The organism is Hymenobacter swuensis DY53, assembly GCF_000576555.1.
GTDB classification, from domain to species: domain Bacteria; phylum Bacteroidota; class Bacteroidia; order Cytophagales; family Hymenobacteraceae; genus Hymenobacter; species Hymenobacter swuensis.
The window spans coordinates 162,081-179,257 of sequence record NZ_CP007145.1; the positions used below are offsets into that span (position 1 = coordinate 162,081).

16 protein-coding genes are annotated in these 17,177 nt (G+C 61.8%); 5 read left to right on the forward strand and 11 right to left on the reverse strand.

Annotated features, from left to right (window positions below; translation table 11 throughout):
* Positions 1-278: 278 nt before the first annotated feature.
* Both HSW_RS02205 and HSW_RS02210 read right to left on the reverse strand, forming a co-directional pair.
* Positions 279-1,469 (reverse strand): S1 family peptidase, encoded by a 1,191-nt coding sequence (locus HSW_RS02205; protein WP_044000651.1) that lies wholly within the window; start codon positions 1,467-1,469, stop codon positions 279-281.
* A 112-nt stretch (positions 1,470-1,581) separates the two neighbouring features.
* Complete coding sequence (locus HSW_RS02210; RefSeq protein WP_044000652.1) at positions 1,582-2,163, reverse strand: RNA polymerase sigma factor; 582 nt, start codon at positions 2,161-2,163, stop codon at positions 1,582-1,584.
* A gap of 135 nt (positions 2,164-2,298) precedes the next feature.
* Between HSW_RS02210 and HSW_RS02215 the strand changes: the two genes are divergently transcribed.
* Positions 2,299-2,532 (forward strand): hypothetical protein, encoded by a 234-nt coding sequence (locus tag HSW_RS02215; protein ID WP_044000653.1) that lies wholly within the window; start codon positions 2,299-2,301, stop codon positions 2,530-2,532.
* 168 nt (positions 2,533-2,700) lie between these two features.
* On the opposite strand, the gene HSW_RS02220 is transcribed toward HSW_RS02215, so the two are convergent.
* The 6 genes from HSW_RS02220 to HSW_RS02245 all read right to left on the reverse strand — a co-directional run bounded on the left by HSW_RS02220 (position 2,701) and on the right by HSW_RS02245 (position 11,241).
* On the reverse strand, positions 2,701-4,485 hold the full coding sequence (locus HSW_RS02220; protein ID WP_155832790.1) for a hypothetical protein: 1,785 nt from the start codon (positions 4,483-4,485) through the stop codon (positions 2,701-2,703).
* Positions 4,486-4,568: 83 nt separating this feature from the next.
* Positions 4,569-6,851, reverse strand: a complete 2,283-nt coding sequence (locus HSW_RS02225; protein ID WP_155832791.1) for a DUF4175 family protein — start codon at positions 6,849-6,851, stop codon at positions 4,569-4,571.
* Complete coding sequence (locus tag HSW_RS02230; protein WP_071883051.1) at positions 6,848-8,395, reverse strand: BatA domain-containing protein; 1,548 nt, start codon at positions 8,393-8,395, stop codon at positions 6,848-6,850. The genes HSW_RS02225 and HSW_RS02230 overlap by 4 nt, the downstream gene beginning before the upstream one ends.
* Positions 8,396-8,519: 124 nt before the next feature.
* Positions 8,520-9,206, reverse strand: coding sequence for a DUF4468 domain-containing protein (locus HSW_RS02235; RefSeq protein ID WP_044000657.1), 687 nt, complete (start codon positions 9,204-9,206; stop codon positions 8,520-8,522).
* 71 nt (positions 9,207-9,277) lie between these two features.
* A complete protein-coding gene (locus tag HSW_RS02240; RefSeq protein ID WP_044000658.1) occupies positions 9,278-10,150 on the reverse strand; it encodes a DUF58 domain-containing protein in 873 nt (290 codons plus the stop codon).
* Between the two features lie 113 nt (positions 10,151-10,263).
* A complete protein-coding gene (locus tag HSW_RS02245) occupies positions 10,264-11,241 on the reverse strand; it encodes an AAA family ATPase (RefSeq protein WP_044004004.1) in 978 nt (325 codons plus the stop codon).
* A gap of 176 nt (positions 11,242-11,417) precedes the next feature.
* Between HSW_RS02245 and HSW_RS02250 the strand changes: the two genes are divergently transcribed.
* Both HSW_RS02250 and HSW_RS02255 read left to right on the forward strand, forming a co-directional pair.
* Positions 11,418-12,074 carry a hypothetical protein gene (locus HSW_RS02250; protein ID WP_044000659.1) on the forward strand — a complete coding sequence of 219 codons (657 nt, stop codon included), beginning with the start codon at positions 11,418-11,420 and terminating at the stop codon, positions 12,072-12,074.
* Between the two features lie 153 nt (positions 12,075-12,227).
* The gene (locus HSW_RS02255) at positions 12,228-12,851 is read left to right on the forward strand and encodes a hypothetical protein (RefSeq protein WP_044000660.1); all 624 of its coding nucleotides are present in this window, start codon (positions 12,228-12,230) and stop codon (positions 12,849-12,851) included.
* 5 nt (positions 12,852-12,856) lie between these two features.
* On the opposite strand, the gene HSW_RS02260 is transcribed toward HSW_RS02255, so the two are convergent.
* Both HSW_RS02260 and HSW_RS02265 read right to left on the reverse strand, forming a co-directional pair.
* Complete coding sequence (locus tag HSW_RS02260) at positions 12,857-13,594, reverse strand: outer membrane beta-barrel protein (RefSeq protein WP_071883052.1); 738 nt, start codon at positions 13,592-13,594, stop codon at positions 12,857-12,859.
* Positions 13,595-13,605: 11 nt separating this feature from the next.
* Positions 13,606-14,229: a DUF4159 domain-containing protein gene (locus HSW_RS02265; RefSeq protein ID WP_044000662.1), complete on the reverse strand. Its 624-nt coding sequence runs from the start codon at positions 14,227-14,229 to the stop codon at positions 13,606-13,608.
* A gap of 207 nt (positions 14,230-14,436) precedes the next feature.
* Between HSW_RS02265 and HSW_RS22410 the strand changes: the two genes are divergently transcribed.
* Positions 14,437-15,018 (forward strand): porin family protein, encoded by a 582-nt coding sequence (locus tag HSW_RS22410; RefSeq protein ID WP_052346020.1) that lies wholly within the window; start codon positions 14,437-14,439, stop codon positions 15,016-15,018.
* Positions 15,019-15,162: 144 nt separating this feature from the next.
* Positions 15,163-15,762 carry a porin family protein gene (locus HSW_RS02275; RefSeq protein WP_044000663.1) on the forward strand — a complete coding sequence of 200 codons (600 nt, stop codon included), beginning with the start codon at positions 15,163-15,165 and terminating at the stop codon, positions 15,760-15,762.
* An 85-nt stretch (positions 15,763-15,847) separates the two neighbouring features.
* On the opposite strand, the gene HSW_RS02280 is transcribed toward HSW_RS02275, so the two are convergent.
* A complete protein-coding gene (locus HSW_RS02280; protein WP_044000664.1) occupies positions 15,848-17,173 on the reverse strand; it encodes a TldD/PmbA family protein in 1,326 nt (441 codons plus the stop codon).
* Positions 17,174-17,177: the final 4 nt, after the last annotated feature.

The following is a 17,177-nucleotide window of genomic DNA, read 5'->3' on the forward strand; positions in this document are numbered from 1 at the left end:
ACGGAAAGGCAGAGGGAGTGAGAAAACTAATAACCGGCCGCCAGTTGCGGCACCGCAGGAACTGTACGGAAGCCGGCCGATTTTTGATACAGATAAACGCCCGGTCAATACGAGGTCCAGCAAAGCCGCTGCGGTGTTAAGGGGGAGTAGGCCACCAGCGGCAGCGGAGCCAGAGTGCCTTTGGGGCTATTTGCGGCGGCTATACCAGCAGAACGCAACGGACGAAAAAGCCCCGCCGAAATTCGGCGGGGCTTTGGGGGGCTTGCAGGTACAAGTGCTTACTCGTACACTTTCACTACAAATACATAATCCTGCAGCTTGCGGATCTGCTGGGGGCGGGAAGTGCCGGCCAGCTGGTTGGTGCGGGGCATGTTGTACGGCTTGCCTGCATGGGCCGTACCCAGCGAGTCGACCAGCCGCATCAGATAGGAGGACTTAGTTGCAAAGGCGGCACTCTGCACATCCATCTGCCGGCCACTAATAATGCCGATAAGGTTGCCCCGATCATCCAGCAGCGGACCGCCCGAGTTGCCCGGGTTCACCGGAATACTGATCTGGTAGAACCCCGTATCACCTTCGAAGCCTGAGCGGGCGCTCAAAGAGCCATCATTGAACACCAAGTCTTCACGTGGGTAACCCAGCGTGTACACCCGCTCGCCCAGGTCCGACTGGCCCCGCTTAAACGAGTAGGGCAACCTGCCGAAGCCTTTGAACGACTTGTCCTTGATTTGTAGGATAGCCAGGTCGTGGGCCACGTCGGTAAAGACCGGCTCGGCCCGGAACCGCTGCCGGTCCCGGCTTTCAATCAGCAGCGAATCGGCCCCCTGAATGACGTGGTAGCTGGTAACCAGATACCCATCAGCCGTGAGAGCAAAGCCGGTGCCGCTGAATTTGCCTGGGTTGGATTTCTCGGGCGTAGACACATCCATCTGATTGAGGGCGCGGTTCATGGTCCGCTGGTTGCGCTTGATGCGCTCCACTTCCCGGCGCAGCACCGTGTAGCCGTACAAGGAGGGTTTCTGAGCTGCCCGGTACATTTCCAGGCCCAGCAGGGTAGTGAATACGGCCAGCACGGCTACGGCGGCAGCTACCATCATGGTAGCCCGGTGTCCGTGCCAGAAGGCGCGTAGCTTTTCCTCAGTGCGCGAAATGCGTAGCATGGGGCGGGGCGCGCGGCCGGTCGCAAATTGCTCGTGGCGCTCATCTTCCTCGGCTACTTTGGCCAAGGGCGTGAGCTGTACCGCCCGCTCCGTTTCCATGTCGGCGTGAATGGCGTGGAGCTTGCGGCGCAGGGCCAGCCGGCGGCCGTAGGCCGTGAGCGTGCCCGTTACTTCCTCAAACTCCTGGAGTCGGCGCGCCAGCTCCGGGTCGGCGGCGAGCCGGTGCTCCAGGGTGGCGCGCTCCTCTCCGGCCAGCCCGCCAGAGCGGTAGGCATCAAATAAAGCGTAATAGTCGGCTTCGGTTTTCATTGCTTATCTAGAAGTAAGACAGGAGAAGTGAGATAGGAGACGATGTTCAAGCTGCTTTAATGGCCGCAAAAACAGAGTTTCACATCTCCTATCTCATTATCTTATGTCTATACTATGTCTGTTCCTGATACTGATTGAAAAAGAGCTTTTTCAACCGTACTAGGCACTTATATTTCTGATTCTTGGCGTTGTCGGCATTGGTATAACCGAACTCAGCCGTGAGCTGCTGCATCGACTTGTCGAGCAGGTAAAAGCCTTCTAAAAGCGAGCGGCAGGGCTCCCCGATGCGGTCCAGAGCCTGGGCCATGGTGCCCAGCTGCCTGTCCCGTTCCTCAGCCAGCTCTAGGTCAGCTTCGGCTCCGGTTTCGAGGTAAGGCTCGTGGTCATCGAGGCGGCCGCCGAAACGGGTTTTCTCGGTGAGCCGCTTGAGCCACAGGCGTCGGCACACGGCATAGAGGTAGGTTTTGATCTGGCAGCTAAGCTCCAGGGAGCCGTCGCGGACCTTTTCATAGAATACCATCACGCCCTCCTGGTACACATCCTTGGCTTCGTCCTCCGTCCCGCTGTTCTGCAGGATGTAGTGCGAAATCATGGGAAAGTGTAGACGGTAGAGCTGCGCCAGCGCCCGGTCGTCGTCGCGGCGGATGGCCGCCACAAACTCCTCGTCGGTGTAGGAAGGTTGTCCCTTACCCATTCGCTTTGGGGGTTAATACGTGGTGCCCGGTGCGGTAACCCACCGAAAAAATATATTTCCCGCATGGGTTACCAATTTCATTTGCCGGTATGAAGGGCGTTTTTCGGACAAAATTTTTCAAACCTACCAATCAAAATGAAGAACCTCATCAAGGTATCCGCTCTGGCCGTTGTTTTCGCTGCTACCCTCGTTTCTTGCGGCGAGAAGAAAGTAGAAGAAACCACCACTTCTACCGAAGCTACTTCGACGGAAGCTGCTGCTCCTGCTACTACGGACACCACCGTTGTTGTAGCTGACACTACGGCTGCTGCTGCTCCGGCTGCTACCACCACGGAAGCTACCACCACTACCACCACCGAAGTTAAGTAATTGCGCGCCGGCTCGGCCGGTACGTTTTTGCTGTAGCCCGGGTTCCGTTTCACGGAGCCCGGGCTATTCTTTTGTTTGAAGCAAGCCGCAGAATACGGCTGTTTGTCGGCTGGAGCAACGGGCAATGAGCCGTGAAATCACCCTGCCAGGCTTGTGGGGCAGGTGCGACTATAGTTTTTCCTCGAGCCAGAGCAGGCCTGCCCCCAGCAGAAACAGCACATACCCGCACCAACGGGGCCAGGCCGTGTGCTGAACCCGCGCTGATACTGCGGAGGCCTGGGCCAGGGGGGAGTCTTTACGAATATGTTGTTGGGCGGCCAGTTGCTGCTCCCGGTAGACCGGGGCCTGCCAATCGGTTGGGGCATACACGTACATCCATTGACTGGCGGCTCCCAAACGGGCTTCGTGCCAGCCGGCCGCAGCTGGCCAGTAAGTACCCGTAGCCCACTCCGGTACATTGGCATCCTGCCGGAGGGAAATGCGTACCGGAGCTGCATTGGCCGCCTGTATATTCAGCAGCTGGCTGACCGCGCCGGTAGTCCGCAACAACACCGGGACATTGGGCCGGGGCCAGCGGGAAAGAGGCTGAATAGTTACGGCAGCAGCGCGTGGGGGCGTGGCAGCTGTGAGCAGACGGCTCCAGTAGGCACTGTACACCAGCGGCTGGTTTTGCAGCAGCCAGGGGAAAGTTTCGGTGATGGTGGTGACGACTACCTGGCCCTGGCCCAGACGACGGGCCGCCGCTACTGGTTGCTGCTGCGGCCCCAGCACTAGCGGCTGCATATCCGGGCGAAGTTGCAGGGTCGCCGGGAGTAGGGCTGTGGCCTGGGTGGGGGCTTCAGGCCATTGTATGGGCTGCGCCACAACCGCTGCAGCCGCTGACTGAGGCAGGAGCCGGAACCCTGCTGCGCCGGGAAGCTGCCGGGGCAGGCGGGGGCCATCGGCCAGTAGCAGCAGGCCCCCGGTACCGTTCTGAATGGTCCGTTGCAGTGCCTGCGCTTCAGCCCCCGACAAATCGTCCAGGGTCGAGGCATCGGTCAGAATGATATCGAAACGAGCCAGCAGAGCAGGGGTGAGGCGGCCGAGCGGAGGCGGATTGGGCAGGTTCAGAAATTCTGTTTGCGTGAGGCCCCGACTCAGGCCGGTACGTAGGGCAACGGCATGCTGATGGGAAGCCAATTCGTTTTTCAGAAAGCGCAGCTCGAACGAAGGAGCCGCCGCCAACAGTAAAATCCGTAATGGTCGGGTAGGAAGGACTTGGACGGGAGCAGGCTCTTGGGCAATGCGCCGCCCTTGGCGGCGGGCTTCGAGCGTATACACGGCCCGACCTTCCGCTTTGGGCGCAAAACGCAGCCGAAACGACCCGCGCCCGGTGGACAGCTGCACCGAGTCGCGGCCACTGCCAGCGGCACGTAGGGTTATCCATACCGGACCGGGGCCGGCCGCTTCAAACCGCCCTTCTACCACCCAACTTTGCCCTAGCTGGGTTTCGGCTGGCCAGGCCGCCTGCTGAAACCCATGTGGCCGGGCATCGGCGTGATAAACAAGCCGGATACCAATGAGGGGGGCAACATCGGCCGCTGGCAGGCCATGCCCCAGTATGTGTAGCTTTTGCAGTCCCGGGGAGAGTTGCCGGATGGCAGCGGGGTTTTGCACGGTGGGCGTGTCGGTGGCGGTGAGGGCGGCGTAGCGCCACACCGGAACAGCTGGCCCCAGGCGGCGCTGGAGCGTGCGGAGCGTATCGGGTGAATACGAATCGGTAAGCAGAATAGCCGCGTCGGTGACTGGTAGTACGGCGGTTTTGGCAGGCGGAAAAGCAGCCAGGCCCAGGCCCGCAGTGGCTATCAGTCCGGCGACAACTCGCAGGAACCGTCTGCGGCTATCGGGCCGGCGCAGTGCCAGCACCGTGAGCAGCAGCGCCAGAAGCAGACCGAAAGCAAAAGCGTAAAGCATGAGCAGAAAGTGAGGGGCCGGCTGCGAGTTGCCGGCTGTCAGGTAGAAGAAGGGTGACCACGCAAAAGCCAGTCGACCGGAAATCAACGACTTAGCTCCTGAAAGTAGCGCCGTGTGAGTCCGGATGCGGGTGTGGCCCGGCTAACCGGGGCCGGCCGGGCGGGCGGGAGCAAGCTGGTAAGGGCGCGCTCCAGCAGCGGAAAATTCACGGAAGGGGTTGGCTGCCCGGCGCGCAGGGCGGAAGTCAGGCGGCGCAGGTCACGCAGGGCAGTGAGATAAGCGCCCGGTTTTTGCAAAGCTGCCCGGGCCAATTCCTGGCCCGCCTGCTCCAGCGCAGCCGTGCTGCCGGCCGCAGGTTTGGCTCCAGCTTGCACCTGAGTAAGCGTCCGTAAAGCACTGCGGATGGCGGGCTGTTGAGCAGGAGCGGCCACCTGTTGCTGGCGGCGCGGGGCGGCGGCCCCGGCCAGGTCACCGGTGAGGCGGGTGGTGGCTTCGGGCATGGGCGGCGGCGTAAAGCCGGCCTTCTTGACGTAGGCGCGGGTTTGCTGCTGCACCTCTTTCAGCAGGCGCAGGGCACGGTACTCGTAAGGGAGGGCCTCGCGAGGGCGGCCGGTGCGCAGGCGCAGCTCCGATTCCCACATTTCGCTGAGCACGGCCCGCAGCTTGGCCTTCACAGTGGGTTCCAGGAAATCGGCCGTTTCGGAGTCGTCGTGGCGGTGCATGTAGGGCTCCATCAGCTCGGCGGTGCGGGCCTCGTGGGTGGTGGCAGAGGAAGAGGGCAGGTCGTGGCCGTGGTCGTGACCATCGTCGGCGGAGTGCTTCTCCGGGGAGGCAGCCGGTTCCGGTTCGGCGTGGTCCTCCGCTACCACCGAGCCCAGGCCGGGTTCCTCGGCCGGCGCGTCGGCTTCGGAAGGCCGGGTAGCCCCGCCGATGGTTTCGTCGGCTTCCTCGCCCAGAAACTTGCCGTAGCGCATCCGCAGAATTTTCTGGTCGAAGCCGATTTCGTTACTGCGTTCCAGCAGTGTAGCAGCCGGCAAGCCGCGTTGTTCGGCCAGCAGCTTTTCGGTGTCGATGATAATCTGGCGCTGACTGCGGAAGTAGGCCGGCGCGGTATTCACCCCGAACGATACATCCAGCGCGCTTTCCTGCACGGTGGTATCCTCCCACTGCACCAGATAGGTGTCGGAGCGGGTAAGGTGCTGCTGATTGTCCCAGGTCTGAAGGTAGAAATATACCTCGTCGCCATACGTCAGGCCCAGCGCCGGCAGGCGCAACACGGGCCGCAGGGTGGCGGCCGTGGGCTGGCCGCGCAGCTGGCCGCTCAGGTCGGTGACTACTTCCCGGAACTTCACGGCCTCGCCCTGGCCCTGGGCCACGGTGGCCACCAACCGCGCCCGGGTCAGGCCGTAATCATCCCGCAGTTGGGCGTTTATGAGTACCTGAGGCGGCCGGCCGAACTCTACCAGCGTATAGGCTTTGGGGGAGATGATGCGGATGGTCGGGGCCTGGTCGGGCTGGATTTCAATGGCATAATCATCGGAAACCTGCCCCGCAAACCGCAGCCGGTACAATGCGGAGGCCGTGACGGGCTGCTGAAATACAAACTCGGTGGGCCGACCCGGTACCGGTTGCAGCGCGAGTTTGCGCCCGCCCAGCTCCAGTATCGGTGCGCCCGCCGGGCGGCTCACCGTCACCGTCCAGCGCACCCGGCTTCCTTGCGGGCAGCGAAACGAAGGCGTAGTCGGCGAAAAAACGGGCTGCCGGGTGTAGGCGGGTGGGGTCACCTGCAGGTGAGTGGTCAGGATGCGCGGGGCGGCGGCTGGCTGGCCGGGCTGCTCGTTGAAATGCAGCGAAACAGCTGCACTGGCCGCCGGTGTACCAGCTGGACCGACAACGGGCCGCTGCCACCACACCACCCCGGCTATCAGCAGCAGGGCCACCAGCGTGCCTGATGGTTTGCGCCAGTCTACGGGCAGCAGTGCCCCGGACGCGCCCAGCTCCGGCCACCGCGTGAGCAGCCGTTGCTGCTGGAGCTGGCCCAGCAGGTTTAGGGTGTCAGTATGGGTGAGAAGCAAGGCCGTGCTGTCCTCCAGAGCTGGATGCTGACGGTCAAGCTGGCGGGCTACGTTGGCTAGTGGCTCGTGCCAGATGCGCCAGAGCCACCAGCCGGTACCGGCCGCACTCACAAGGGCTAACCCAACAACCAGCCACCATGCCCCCGGCCAGCCCACAGCTAGCGTCGTCAGGAGCCCGGCCGCTCCTAGAACCGGCAGTAGCACAGCCCCCGTACGGCGCACGGCCCAGGCGCGGGCCACCTCCTGTACCGGGGCAGCGGCGGAAACCAAAGATGCAAGCTGTGGACTCATGAAACCGGAACCGTTAGAGGAGAAACCGCCGCGCGCCGCGCGGCCAGCAGCCGCTCTGCTCCAAACAACAGGCCGGCCGCCAGCACCAGCCAGGGGGCCAGCGGCCGGCGCGGCGCAGTTGAGCCTACCGTTGTCGTAACCTTGGAAACCGGGCCGTGCAGTTGCGCTAGGTCGAGGGTACGGGTATCAGGGGTGGGGTCGGAGGGCGGAGCTGGGAGTAGCAGCGGCAGCAGCAGGCCGGGTAGCTCGGGGCTGTCGGCCAGGCTGCTCCAGGCCGGAGCAAGACGGGAGTGGAAATAGTAGCGGCCGGGAGTCACCTGACCAAGGAGTGGCTGGCCGGTAGCAGTCGACCACAGTGTGGTGGCGGCTGCTACCGTGGTATCCAGCCGTTGCACGGCTACGGGCTGACCGGTGCCGGCCGGCAGAAACTGAGTAGCTACTGCTGCCGCTTGCGAGCCAGCTTCCTGCCACACCTGCGTACTGCTGACTACGCCGGCCGGCAAAGGCTGTTCCCGCAGCCAGAATAGCCAGTCGAGCGAATCGGGGAGGGCGGAAGATGCAGTGGAGACGGTCAGGCGGGGTGGTAGGGGAAGTACTGAGCCAACCGCCCGCAAAGCTGCCGCCAGCACCCGGGCAGAGCCAGCATGGGCGGCATCGTGGCTGAGAAACCAGCGGGGCGCGCGCGTCAGCAGTGGCAGCGGCCGGGACTGGCCGTTTTCAACTACCCGCACCTGTTTTTGACTGGGGCTGAGAAGCAACTGGCCGTCCCAGTTACCCGGTATGGGGCCGCTGGTGGCCGGCCACCGACGGCGCACTTTCCGCAGCCTGATTCCCTGTTCAGTACTATTACTATGCGCCACCAATATCACCAGGCTGTCGGGGTGAGGCTGCCAGGCGGCCACGGGCCAGCGGCTGGAATCGGGCGCGGGGAGTGGGAGCCAGCGCACAGCGGCGGGCAGGGCGGGGCGGGTGCCGGTAAACGAGGATATGGTGAGCGGGGCCACCACCAACAGCGGCCGGTTTGGGAGAGAGTCGGCCGCCAGCTGCACGGTATGCCAGAGGTTAAAAATCGGAATGGAATCAGCTGCAAACTGAGCGGTAAGCGTGGTCGTCGTATCGCCTAAGCCCAGCCCAGCCCAGGGCAGCGGCGCACTTGCGGGCCGCGTGGCGTGCAGTTGCCGTAGCTCATAGCCGCGCTGCCGCAACGAATCGAGTACCGGCCGGACCGGGCCCAGGGCGGCGGCCGTAACGCCGGGGGCCAGCAGCACCTGGCCGCGCCGGGGCGGTACCGGGAGCAGTTGCAGCGGTTCAGCCAGGGCCAGGGCCAGCAACCCTAGAATGGCAGCTCGCAGCAGAAAAACCAGCAACTGCTCGGGCTTCAGGCTGCGCAGGCGTTGGTTGGCAGCGGCTTCCAGCCACCGCACGCTGCCCACCCGTACTACCCGCCCCGGCCGACGGTTCCAGAGGTAAATAGCCAGCGGCACCGCCAACCCCAGTAGGGCCAGCCAACCAGTAGTGGCATGAGAAAAGAAGAGCGGAAGCAAAGACGAAGCCTGGTTGAATGAACGCGGTGCGCAGCCCTAAGGTGGGGAAGCCTCTCCACAGACACAACTTCTACGCCTGGCGTTGCCGCAATCTGCTCACACTGGCCCGGATAAACTACCCGGCTTACGGCAGTGGCTGGCTCAACTCCCGGCCCAACGCGGCTACCAGCGTCGTCATGGCTTCCTGAATACCCTGACACTGCTGCAGCATGCGCGGCTTCGGCTCGCCTTTGGTCGTGTACTCGTCGTAGTCACGCAAGACTGGCTCCACAGGCCGCCGCCGATTCTGAGCTGCAGTAGTGCTAATGCGGGAGAAGTCGTCAGCCCGCTGCCATTGGGCCAGTCCATCGGCCGCCAGCCCGCCGCCGGCGTCACTGGCGGCGGTAGTAACAGGGTAGCTCGGGTAGCTGAGGTCGGTTAGCTCATACTGCAGGCCGCCTGCCTGAGCCCGGAACTGAAAACGGAACAGCAGGTTGAAGCGGCGAGCCTCCAAGTTCTTCTGGGCCGGTCCCACGGCCTGCACAATGGCCTGTCCGATGAGTACGCCCCGGCCGGCATCAGCAAAGCGCACCACTTGGTCGTACTGCTCAAACTGCCGGGCCAGCCACTCCTGGGCGCGGCCATACACCTCGGTTTGGGGCAGTCCGGCGGCTGGCAGCATACCCCGGTAGGTTATCTGGCGGGTCACGGAATCAAGGGGCACTACCGGTAGCGGCCGTTGGTAGCTGGTGAGCAGTGGGGCCGTCTGGGCGTGGGCGGCCGGGGTAGTCAGGCCCAAGGCAAGCAGGCCAGCAAGTAGATAGAGGGTCATAGCGAGAAGAATAAAGCGGTTGACGCCGACTTCTCGCAACTATCGGGCCTGAGGGCCGGAGTGGTATAGCGTCAACCCCGGGCGCGGCGGCGGAGGAACTCGCGCAACGCGCCGGTCAGGGGCTCAGCAGTGCTTAGCTGGTGGTAGTCGAAGCCGTGGGAGCGGGCGCGCTGGGCCGTGTCGCGGAGCCACTGCTGCAGGTGCTGCTGCCAGGCGCGGCGCTGCTGGCCGGCATCCAACTGGAGCTGCTGGCCGGTTTCGAGGTCCTCGAAGGTAATGGCGCCTTTGAAGGTGAAATCCAGCTCGTTGCGGGCCATCAGGTGCAGCAGCAGCACCTCGCCCGAAGCGGCGCGCAGGCGGGTCAGCAGCCGTTCAATCTCGCCACTGGCTTCGTACAAGTCGCTCACGCAGATGGTAAGAGCCGGCTGCCGCCGGGCCGTGAGCGGGGCCAGGGTGGCCGAATCGGGGAATTGGCCGGCAGCCTCGGTGGTTTCCAGGGCGTGGTAGAGGCGGCTGAGCTGGCGGGCGTCGGCGCGGGGCGGCAGGTGGCGCAGGCCGCCGGGGTGTAGTATCGTCAGGGATACCGCGTCGCCCTGCTGGGTGGCCACGTAAGCGAGGGCCGCGCACAGCAGCCGGCCGTAGTGTAGCTTGCTCAGGCCGTTGTCGTCCTGGTGGTTCATGCTGGCGGTGGCATCCAGCACGAGGTGCACCACCAAGCTGGTATCCACCTCCGATTCGCGCAGATAATATCGGTCGGAGCGGGCGGCCAGGCGCCAGTCGAGGCGGCGCAGGTCGTCGCCGGGCTGATAGGGGCGGTACTGGCTGAACTCCATGCCCGCCCCCTTGCGCCGACTCAGGTGCGCGCCGTGCAGCAGTCCCTCGGCCGCCCGCCGGGCGGCCAGCGGCAGGTTCTGCAGCGCATGGAGGTATTCGGGGGTGAGCATGGGTTTGATTGTTCGTTTTCGGTAAGATGTTCTTGTGGGTTCAGGTCGCTGTGGAGGTAATGGCGTCAACTGCCAGGAAACCACTGACGACGCTTGAAACCAACAACCAAAAACTACAAACGAACCGCTTTCAGCAGGGCGGCTACCGCGTCGTCGGGGGTGAGGTTTTCGGCTTCGGCGTTGAAGTTAAGCAGCACACGGTGGCGCAGTACGGCCGGGGCCAAGGCCTGCACATCTTCCAGCGTGGCGGCGAAACGGCCGTGCAGCAGGGCCCGGGCCTTGGCGCACAGAATGAGGGCCTGCCCGGCGCGCGGACCCGCACCCCAGCGGCCGTACTCCCGGATAAACGGTACTTCCGACGTGGCCGGGCGGGTAGCACGCACCAGGCGGTTCACCAGCCCCATCAGCTCCGCGCTAATGCTCACCTGCCGCGTCAGGAGCTGCAGCTGCCGCACTTCCTCGCCACCCAAAATGGGCTCTACCTGCTGCCGGTTGGTGCCGGTGGTGCCGCTGAGTACGGCTAGCTCCTCCTGCTCAGTGGGGTAGCCAATACGCACGTACAGCAGAAACCGGTCGAGCTGGGCCTCAGGCAGCGGATAGGTACCGCTCTGCTCAATGGGGTTCTGGGTGGCTAGCAGAAAGAACGGCTTGGGCAGTGCGTGCTCCTGGCCGGCGTACGTAACGTGGCCCTCCTGCATGGCCTCCAGCAAAGCTGCCTGGGTTTTGGGCGGCGTCCGGTTAATTTCGTCGGCCAGCACCAGACTGGCGAAAATGGGGCCGGGGTTGAACTTGAACGAGCGGTGGCCAGTGCCGTGGTCTTCCTCCAGAATCTCGGTGCCCAGGATGTCGGTGGGCATCAGGTCGGGGGTGAACTGGATGCGGCGGAAGGGCAGGTCCATGGCCTGGGCCAGGGTGCGCACCAGCAGCGTTTTGGCCAGGCCGGGCACGCCTTCCAGCAGGGCGTGGCCGCCGGCCAGCAGGGCTACCAGCACTTCTTCCAGCACCTCGTGCTGGCCCACAATTACCTTTCCTATTTCCTGTTTGAGCAGCGGAATCTTCTGGAGCAAGCGGGTTACGTCGTGTTCGGTCACCGGGAGCGGGCGTTGAAAGTCAGGGAAAGAGAAGGCGAATACCGCAACAAAGTCCATCAAACCCTGCCAAGGCTGCTTACCGATAGGCTGGGGTAGTAAATTTTCTTGCGGCGGTAAAGTCTAATTAGCGCGGCGAGTGGTTTGCGGCCGGCCGGACTTCTCCGCTACTTCGGACCATGATACGCAACTCCTCCCGCATTTTCCGCCCTGCCCGCCTGCTTACCGCCCTGCTGCTCGGTGCCGGCCTCGCCACTGCTGCCCAGGCCCAGACCACCCCTGATGTTTCGGCTTCCACCAAGCCGCCGTATACCAACGCCCTACGCCTGGATATCGGCGGCGCCCTGGCTCGTAATGCGGCCCATAACATCATGAATTCTTCCCCGGAACTGCTAGTGCCTGTTCTGGTAGGTTACGAGCGGCAACTGGGCCGCCGGATCAGCGGCAATGTGGAGGTACTGGTAAATGGGGGTGAGCCGGACGAGCGGTTATCGGGCGTGGCGTTGCAGGGCCGCTATTACCTGTACCAAGGCCGCAAAATGGGGCTGTTGGGTGTGTACGCAGCTCCTACATTAAGCTTCCGGAACGCGCGCCAGCAGTTTTATTACAGCACCACTACTTATAAAAGCAAGCTGGGCGGGGCGGGAGGATTGCTGGGAGTACAGTTACCTCTGGGGAGCCGGCTGCTGCTGGATGTATCGGGCGGGGTCATGACGTGGAAGCGCCTGGATGAAACCGAACTTTCCAGCTTGCCCAGCCACTACCGATACAAAACGTACTACGAAGAGCAGGGTACCGTTTTCGATGGCCGCCTCAGTCTGGGCTACCGGTTTTAAGCTGTCAAGTGAAACACGCCCTCCCCTTCTCTCAGCAGCAATGCCTTGGATATAGTCTAATATACAGTAGGTTATCAGGCCATCAGTTCACGCTAAAATCTTAATCCTATGCTTACGCTATGTAGAACTGAGCGCCGCAGTCTGTGCAAATACATGTTTCTATTAATACTGACCTTCTGGGCCGCTACCATCTACGCCCAGGCCCAAACCGCTCCCGATACCGTCGCCCCGGCCCGCCCCGGCTTCCGTCACGCCCTACGGCTGGATGTGGGCGGCATTCTGGCGCGCAACTTCGCCTACAACGCCCTGAACGAGAATACACAGTTGTTGCTGCCTGTCCTGGTGGGCTACGAGCAGCAGCTGGGCCGCCGCACCAGCGGCAGCGTGGAGGTGCTGCTGAACGGCGGCGAGCCTACCGAGCGGGCATCGGGCGTGGCGATGCAGGGCCGGTATTACCTGTACCAAGGTCACCAAACGGGGCTGGCGGGTATCTACGCAGCGCCTACGCTTAGCTACCGGGCCATAAAACAGGAGGTGTACTATAGCCTCACCACTGAAAAGCGCAAGCTGGGCGGGGCGGGCGTGTTGCTGGGTGCGCAGCTGCCCCTGGGAGGCCGGGGCCGACTGCTACTCGACGTTTCAGGTGGTATCATGACTTGGAAACGGCTCGACCAGGGCCCAAAAACTACCGTGCCGGGCTACTACGATAACGAAACTTTCTACGAGCGGAATTCCGCCGTTTTCGATGGCCGCCTTAGCCTGGGCTACCGGTTTTAGGGCCCCTACGCCGCCGGCCCGATGAAGCGCGTTAGGTTTAGTTGAGCACTCCAGTTCTTGGTCTGGTAGCCGTAGCCAGTGTAGCGGATGCCCCGGCTGTACAAGGGCTGCACCTGCCAGCCCTTGTAGCGGTAGCCTACCCCAATATTAAAACCGGCATCTAACCGTCTAATTGTAATGTCACTGTAATTTCGGGATTTGCTCGAAAATGATACTTTTTTACTGTAGCCGTATTGGTATGTGTTGTAGTCCGGAGAATACTCGGAGCCAATTGGCAGAGTGGCTTCCTCGTGGAAACGGCCGTTAAGGCCCACGCTCACATATGGGCCAGCCAGTAGCTGAAACCGGTGTATTGTAGCAACCAAATTAATGGGTACTTCCACATAGTTCAGGCGTACCTGGGTGAGGCTACGAAGTGCCAGCGTTTTCCCATTGTGCGTTTCCATCCAGGAGTCCTGCATGCGGAAGCCTTTCTGGATGAATACCACCGCCGGCTGTACGGCCAGCCAACCCCATGATATTTCAGCAGCCAAGCCGGCATTGCCACCCCATAGTCCAACTTGCGGAACATCGTGTTGGATATTGGAAGATAGAGATGTTAGCCCCATCACTTGTCCTCCTACGCGTAGGCCATAGCTGAGCTTAGCGGGTTGCAGCGGTTCAAAGTTTACCTGTACCTGTGCCTGCGCAGAGAAGGCCAGACCAGAAAGAAGCAGAGCTGCAGATACTGCTTTTTTAAGCATACAAAGAGGGACTAGGCTGTAAGAGCGTATAGAATGATATTGACCCCAAATTTAGTGTTATCCTCCGCCAAAAAACGCTTGTTGCGGAAGTCGTAATCCCACTCGCAGCCGTAGTCTTTGTTGGAGTAGAGCACCGCCAGCCGGCCGTTGATTTCGATTCCCTTCAGATAGTCGTGCACTAGGTCGTCGCCCCAGCCGTTGAGCTCGAAGCCAGTGTTGGGCGGGCCATCAGGGAACTTGAAAAACTGCGAGTAGATAGGGTGCGTTTTCGGCAGCTTCTTCAGTGCCCCGGCCCCAAAGCACACGCGCATCTGCTCCTCAAAGGAGCGCGCAAACAGCCCGTCGATATCGTGGTTGCAGTCGTCCACGAACACGAAGCCGCCGCCGCGTACGTACTGCTCAAAGTTCTTACGCTCGGGAGCTGAAAACTGCACCAGCCGGTGGCCCGAGAGGTAGCAGAACGGGTAGCGAAACAGTTCCGGCGAGTCGAGAGCCACCACTTTCTCCTTGGCCGCCACGGGTACTTTGGTGTACTGCACCAGGGAGTGCAGCAGGTTGGCGGGCATACGCTCATCCACCGCGTCCCAGTCGCCGGAGCGGTATTGCAGACGCACGAAAGTGAAGGGAGCGGGCATGAAAAGCAGGGAATAAGGAAGGCCGAGAGCCGCAAAGACACCACCCGGCCGCCGAAGGTGGCTTGAAGCCTCTGTCCGGTGGCGGGCTTTTTTTAAACCGCCTGTTCGGGTAAAGGCACGATTTGTGAAACCCAAACATACACCGGCCGCCGTCAGCACCGTTACACTTGCCGGAAGTCTGTTGTCAACCTTCTCACTACCTGTGCTATGAAACGAATTTTGTTGCTGCTGCCGGCCCTACTGCTAGCCGCCGCGGCCCACGCTCAGTTTGGAGTGAAGGCTGGTATCAACGCCGCCGTACTGGATGGTGAAAACCTGGGGTCCACGTCCACTAGGTACAAAACGTACTACCACGCCGGGGTGCTCTACGAGGCCAAAGTGCTCGGGCCAGTGTCTATCCAGCCCGAGCTGCTGTACTCGTTGCAGGGTAGCTCCATTCGTACCGCCATCGGCAACTACGATGCCCGGCTGCATTACCTCAACCTGCCGGTGCTGGCCAAAGTGACGGTAGGGCCGGTGTTTGTGGAGGCCGGGCCGCAGGTGGGCTTTCTGGTCGCGAATGAAGAAGCCAACCTGGTAGGTGGTGGAGTCGGCTACCGCTTCCGCCGTACCGATTTCACGCTGGCCGCCGGTGGGGGGCTCAAGCTAGGTAATCTGCTGCTGGGTGCCCGCTTCAACGCCGGCCTCAACGACATTGACCGGACTCCGTACCCCACCAACCTCAACGACCCACGCTTCAAAAACCGCGTGCTCCAGGCCTATGTGGCCTACCAGTTCGGCGACGACTAAAGGCCGCGGCCAACTGCCGTGCGGGACTTGATCTGTATCAATTTAGTTGCGGGAAATACGATTAAGGCTACCTAGCAGGCGCTAGTGCCGAAAAGGAAATGCGTGTACTTTTCGGCGTATTCCTCTTCGTTCACTTTCTGCTTTATGCGCCAAAAGTTACTTGCTATTGGGGCCGGCCTGCTAGCCGTTGCCATCTCCACCACTACGCACGCCCAAGCCCTGAGCGGCACTCAGCTAGGGCTGAAAGGTGGTATTTCCATCACCACGCTGGATGGCGTGTTAAACGCCACTCCCAAAACCCGCGGCGGCATTGTGCTGGGCCCCATGCTACGCCTGAACCCAAGTAAGCAGGGGTTTGCCGTGCAGCTGGAAGCATTGCTCAGTGCCCAAGGGGCCAACTTGGATACGGGCACCGAAACTATTAAGCGGGACACCTACTATTTCAACGTGCCCCTATTGCTACGGCAGTATATTGGCGAGCTGTTTTACGTGAACGTGGGGCCACAGTTGGGCCTGCACCTGGGGGCCGGCCAAGGACAGTATAAAACTGCCGAAGCCGCCATTGTGGGCGGTTTCGGGCTGGAAACGGCGGGCGGTTTTGTGGTAGATGCCCGCCTGAACTATGGCCTTTCCGATATCAACGACAACCCGGCTGAGCGGCAGCTGCGCCAACAGCTAGGTATTGGGGGCCTGCATAATCGGGGCGGACAACTGACCATCGGCTACTTATTCGGGAAGAAATAAGTATAAGCGGCTCATCTTTCTTACATGTAAAAGCGGCTCCGTTTCAACCGAAACGGAGCCGCTTTTTATACCTGCCCAACACTTCTTATACCGCGTCGGAGAGGCTGGTGAAGGTGAAGTCCCGAATCTTGAGCGGGGGCACCAGGTTGCCGCCCAGGCGCACGGGCTTACCGATGGCCTCAATATTATTGAGCATAATCACCGGGCTTTCGTTGAAGCGGAAGTTCTTGATGGGGAACTTGATCTTGCCGTTTTCGATGTAGAACGTTCCGTCGCGGGTGAGGCCGGTGAACAGCAGGGTTTGCGGGTCCACGTCACGGATGTACCACAGGCGCGTCACCAGAATGCCTTTGGCAGTGCTCTTGATCAAATCCTGCACACTTTGGGTGCCACCTTCCATGATGAAGTTGCCGGAGAAGGCGGTGGGCTCGGTTTTGTTTTTATCGGCCCAGTAGCGGGTGTAGTAGAGATTCTTCACTACCCCCTTTTCCACCCAGTTCATGCGCTTCACCGGCAGCCCGTCGCCATCGAACACCGAGCCGGGGGCCTGCGGGTTCAGTGGGTCGGAGTAGATGCTGATGCGGGAGTCGAACAGCTTTTCGCCCTTGCGGTTACCACCACCCTTTTTGCTCAGGAAGGAGCGGCCCTCATCGGCCTCGCGGGCCCCGAAAGAGTACACTAGGTTGTTGAGCAGGCCCTCATCCGATACCAAGGCGGCGGGTTCCAGAATTACGGTGTACTTGCCGGGTTCCAGGGCTTTGGCATTGCGCGAGCCGGCGGCTTTATCGGCGGCCAGCTGGGTGAGGTTTTTGGCGCTGAACTTTGCTACGTCGGTGAAATCGGCTACGGCGTAGCCTGAGCCTGTGCCGTCGGGCGTACGTACCGTCACCGAGAAATCCAGGCTGGTGCTTTGCTGGTAGGCTTCCAGACCTTTGTTGTTGCGCATGGCCTGGAAGTAGGTGCCATCTTCGAGGTAGCCGGCCCCGGTGAGCTGCTTGGCGGTGCACAGCGCAATACTGTCGCCGGCCGCTTGAGCCCGGAAATCGGGCGTAATGGCGGCGGTGCCGGCCGCGTAGCTCACGGGCGTGAGGTACTGCTGCGGGCCCAGCAAAGGCATATACTCGGGGTCTTCGGGGGCGAGGCGGGCAATTTCCTCGGCCCGCTGCACGCAGCGGCGCAGGGTGGCATCGTCGAACTCGTTACAGGTAGCCACACCCGCCCGCTTGCCAAACCGCGCCTCCACTACCAACGATACGTTATCGGTGGCGCCAGCCGTGCTTACCGAGTTGCGGGCGTAGCGGATGTTGCCGGTGTTGCGGCCGTTCAGGTTGGCCTGGCACTCATCGGCCTTGCTGAAGCCGATGACTTTCTTCAGAATAGCCTGGGCCTCGTCTTTGGAGAGAATTGCCATGGTC

Excerpts from the sequence above, each read along its gene's own strand:
- HSW_RS02205 (WP_044000651.1), bottom strand. The coding sequence starts at position 1,469 with ATGAAAACCGAAGCCGACTATTACGCTTTATTTGATGCCTACCGCTCT.
- HSW_RS02210 (WP_044000652.1), bottom strand. The coding sequence starts at position 2,163 with ATGGGTAAGGGACAACCTTCCTACACCGACGAGGAGTTTGTGGCGGCC.
- HSW_RS02215 (WP_044000653.1), top strand. The coding sequence starts at position 2,299 with ATGAAGAACCTCATCAAGGTATCCGCTCTGGCCGTTGTTTTCGCTGCT.
- HSW_RS02220 (WP_155832790.1), bottom strand. The coding sequence starts at position 4,485 with ATGCTTTACGCTTTTGCTTTCGGTCTGCTTCTGGCGCTGCTGCTCACG.
- HSW_RS02225 (WP_155832791.1), bottom strand. The coding sequence starts at position 6,851 with ATGAGTCCACAGCTTGCATCTTTGGTTTCCGCCGCTGCCCCGGTACAG.
- HSW_RS02235 (WP_044000657.1), bottom strand. The coding sequence starts at position 9,206 with ATGACCCTCTATCTACTTGCTGGCCTGCTTGCCTTGGGCCTGACTACC.
- HSW_RS02240 (WP_044000658.1), bottom strand. The coding sequence starts at position 10,150 with ATGCTCACCCCCGAATACCTCCATGCGCTGCAGAACCTGCCGCTGGCC.
- HSW_RS02250 (WP_044000659.1), top strand. The coding sequence starts at position 11,418 with ATGATACGCAACTCCTCCCGCATTTTCCGCCCTGCCCGCCTGCTTACC.
- HSW_RS02255 (WP_044000660.1), top strand. The coding sequence starts at position 12,228 with ATGTTTCTATTAATACTGACCTTCTGGGCCGCTACCATCTACGCCCAG.
- HSW_RS02260 (WP_071883052.1), bottom strand. The coding sequence starts at position 13,594 with ATGCTTAAAAAAGCAGTATCTGCAGCTCTGCTTCTTTCTGGTCTGGCC.
- HSW_RS02265 (WP_044000662.1), bottom strand. The coding sequence starts at position 14,229 with ATGCCCGCTCCCTTCACTTTCGTGCGTCTGCAATACCGCTCCGGCGAC.
- HSW_RS22410 (WP_052346020.1), top strand. The coding sequence starts at position 14,437 with ATGAAACGAATTTTGTTGCTGCTGCCGGCCCTACTGCTAGCCGCCGCG.
- HSW_RS02275 (WP_044000663.1), top strand. The coding sequence starts at position 15,163 with ATGCGCCAAAAGTTACTTGCTATTGGGGCCGGCCTGCTAGCCGTTGCC.
- HSW_RS02280 (WP_044000664.1), bottom strand. The coding sequence starts at position 17,173 with ATGGCAATTCTCTCCAAAGACGAGGCCCAGGCTATTCTGAAGAAAGTC.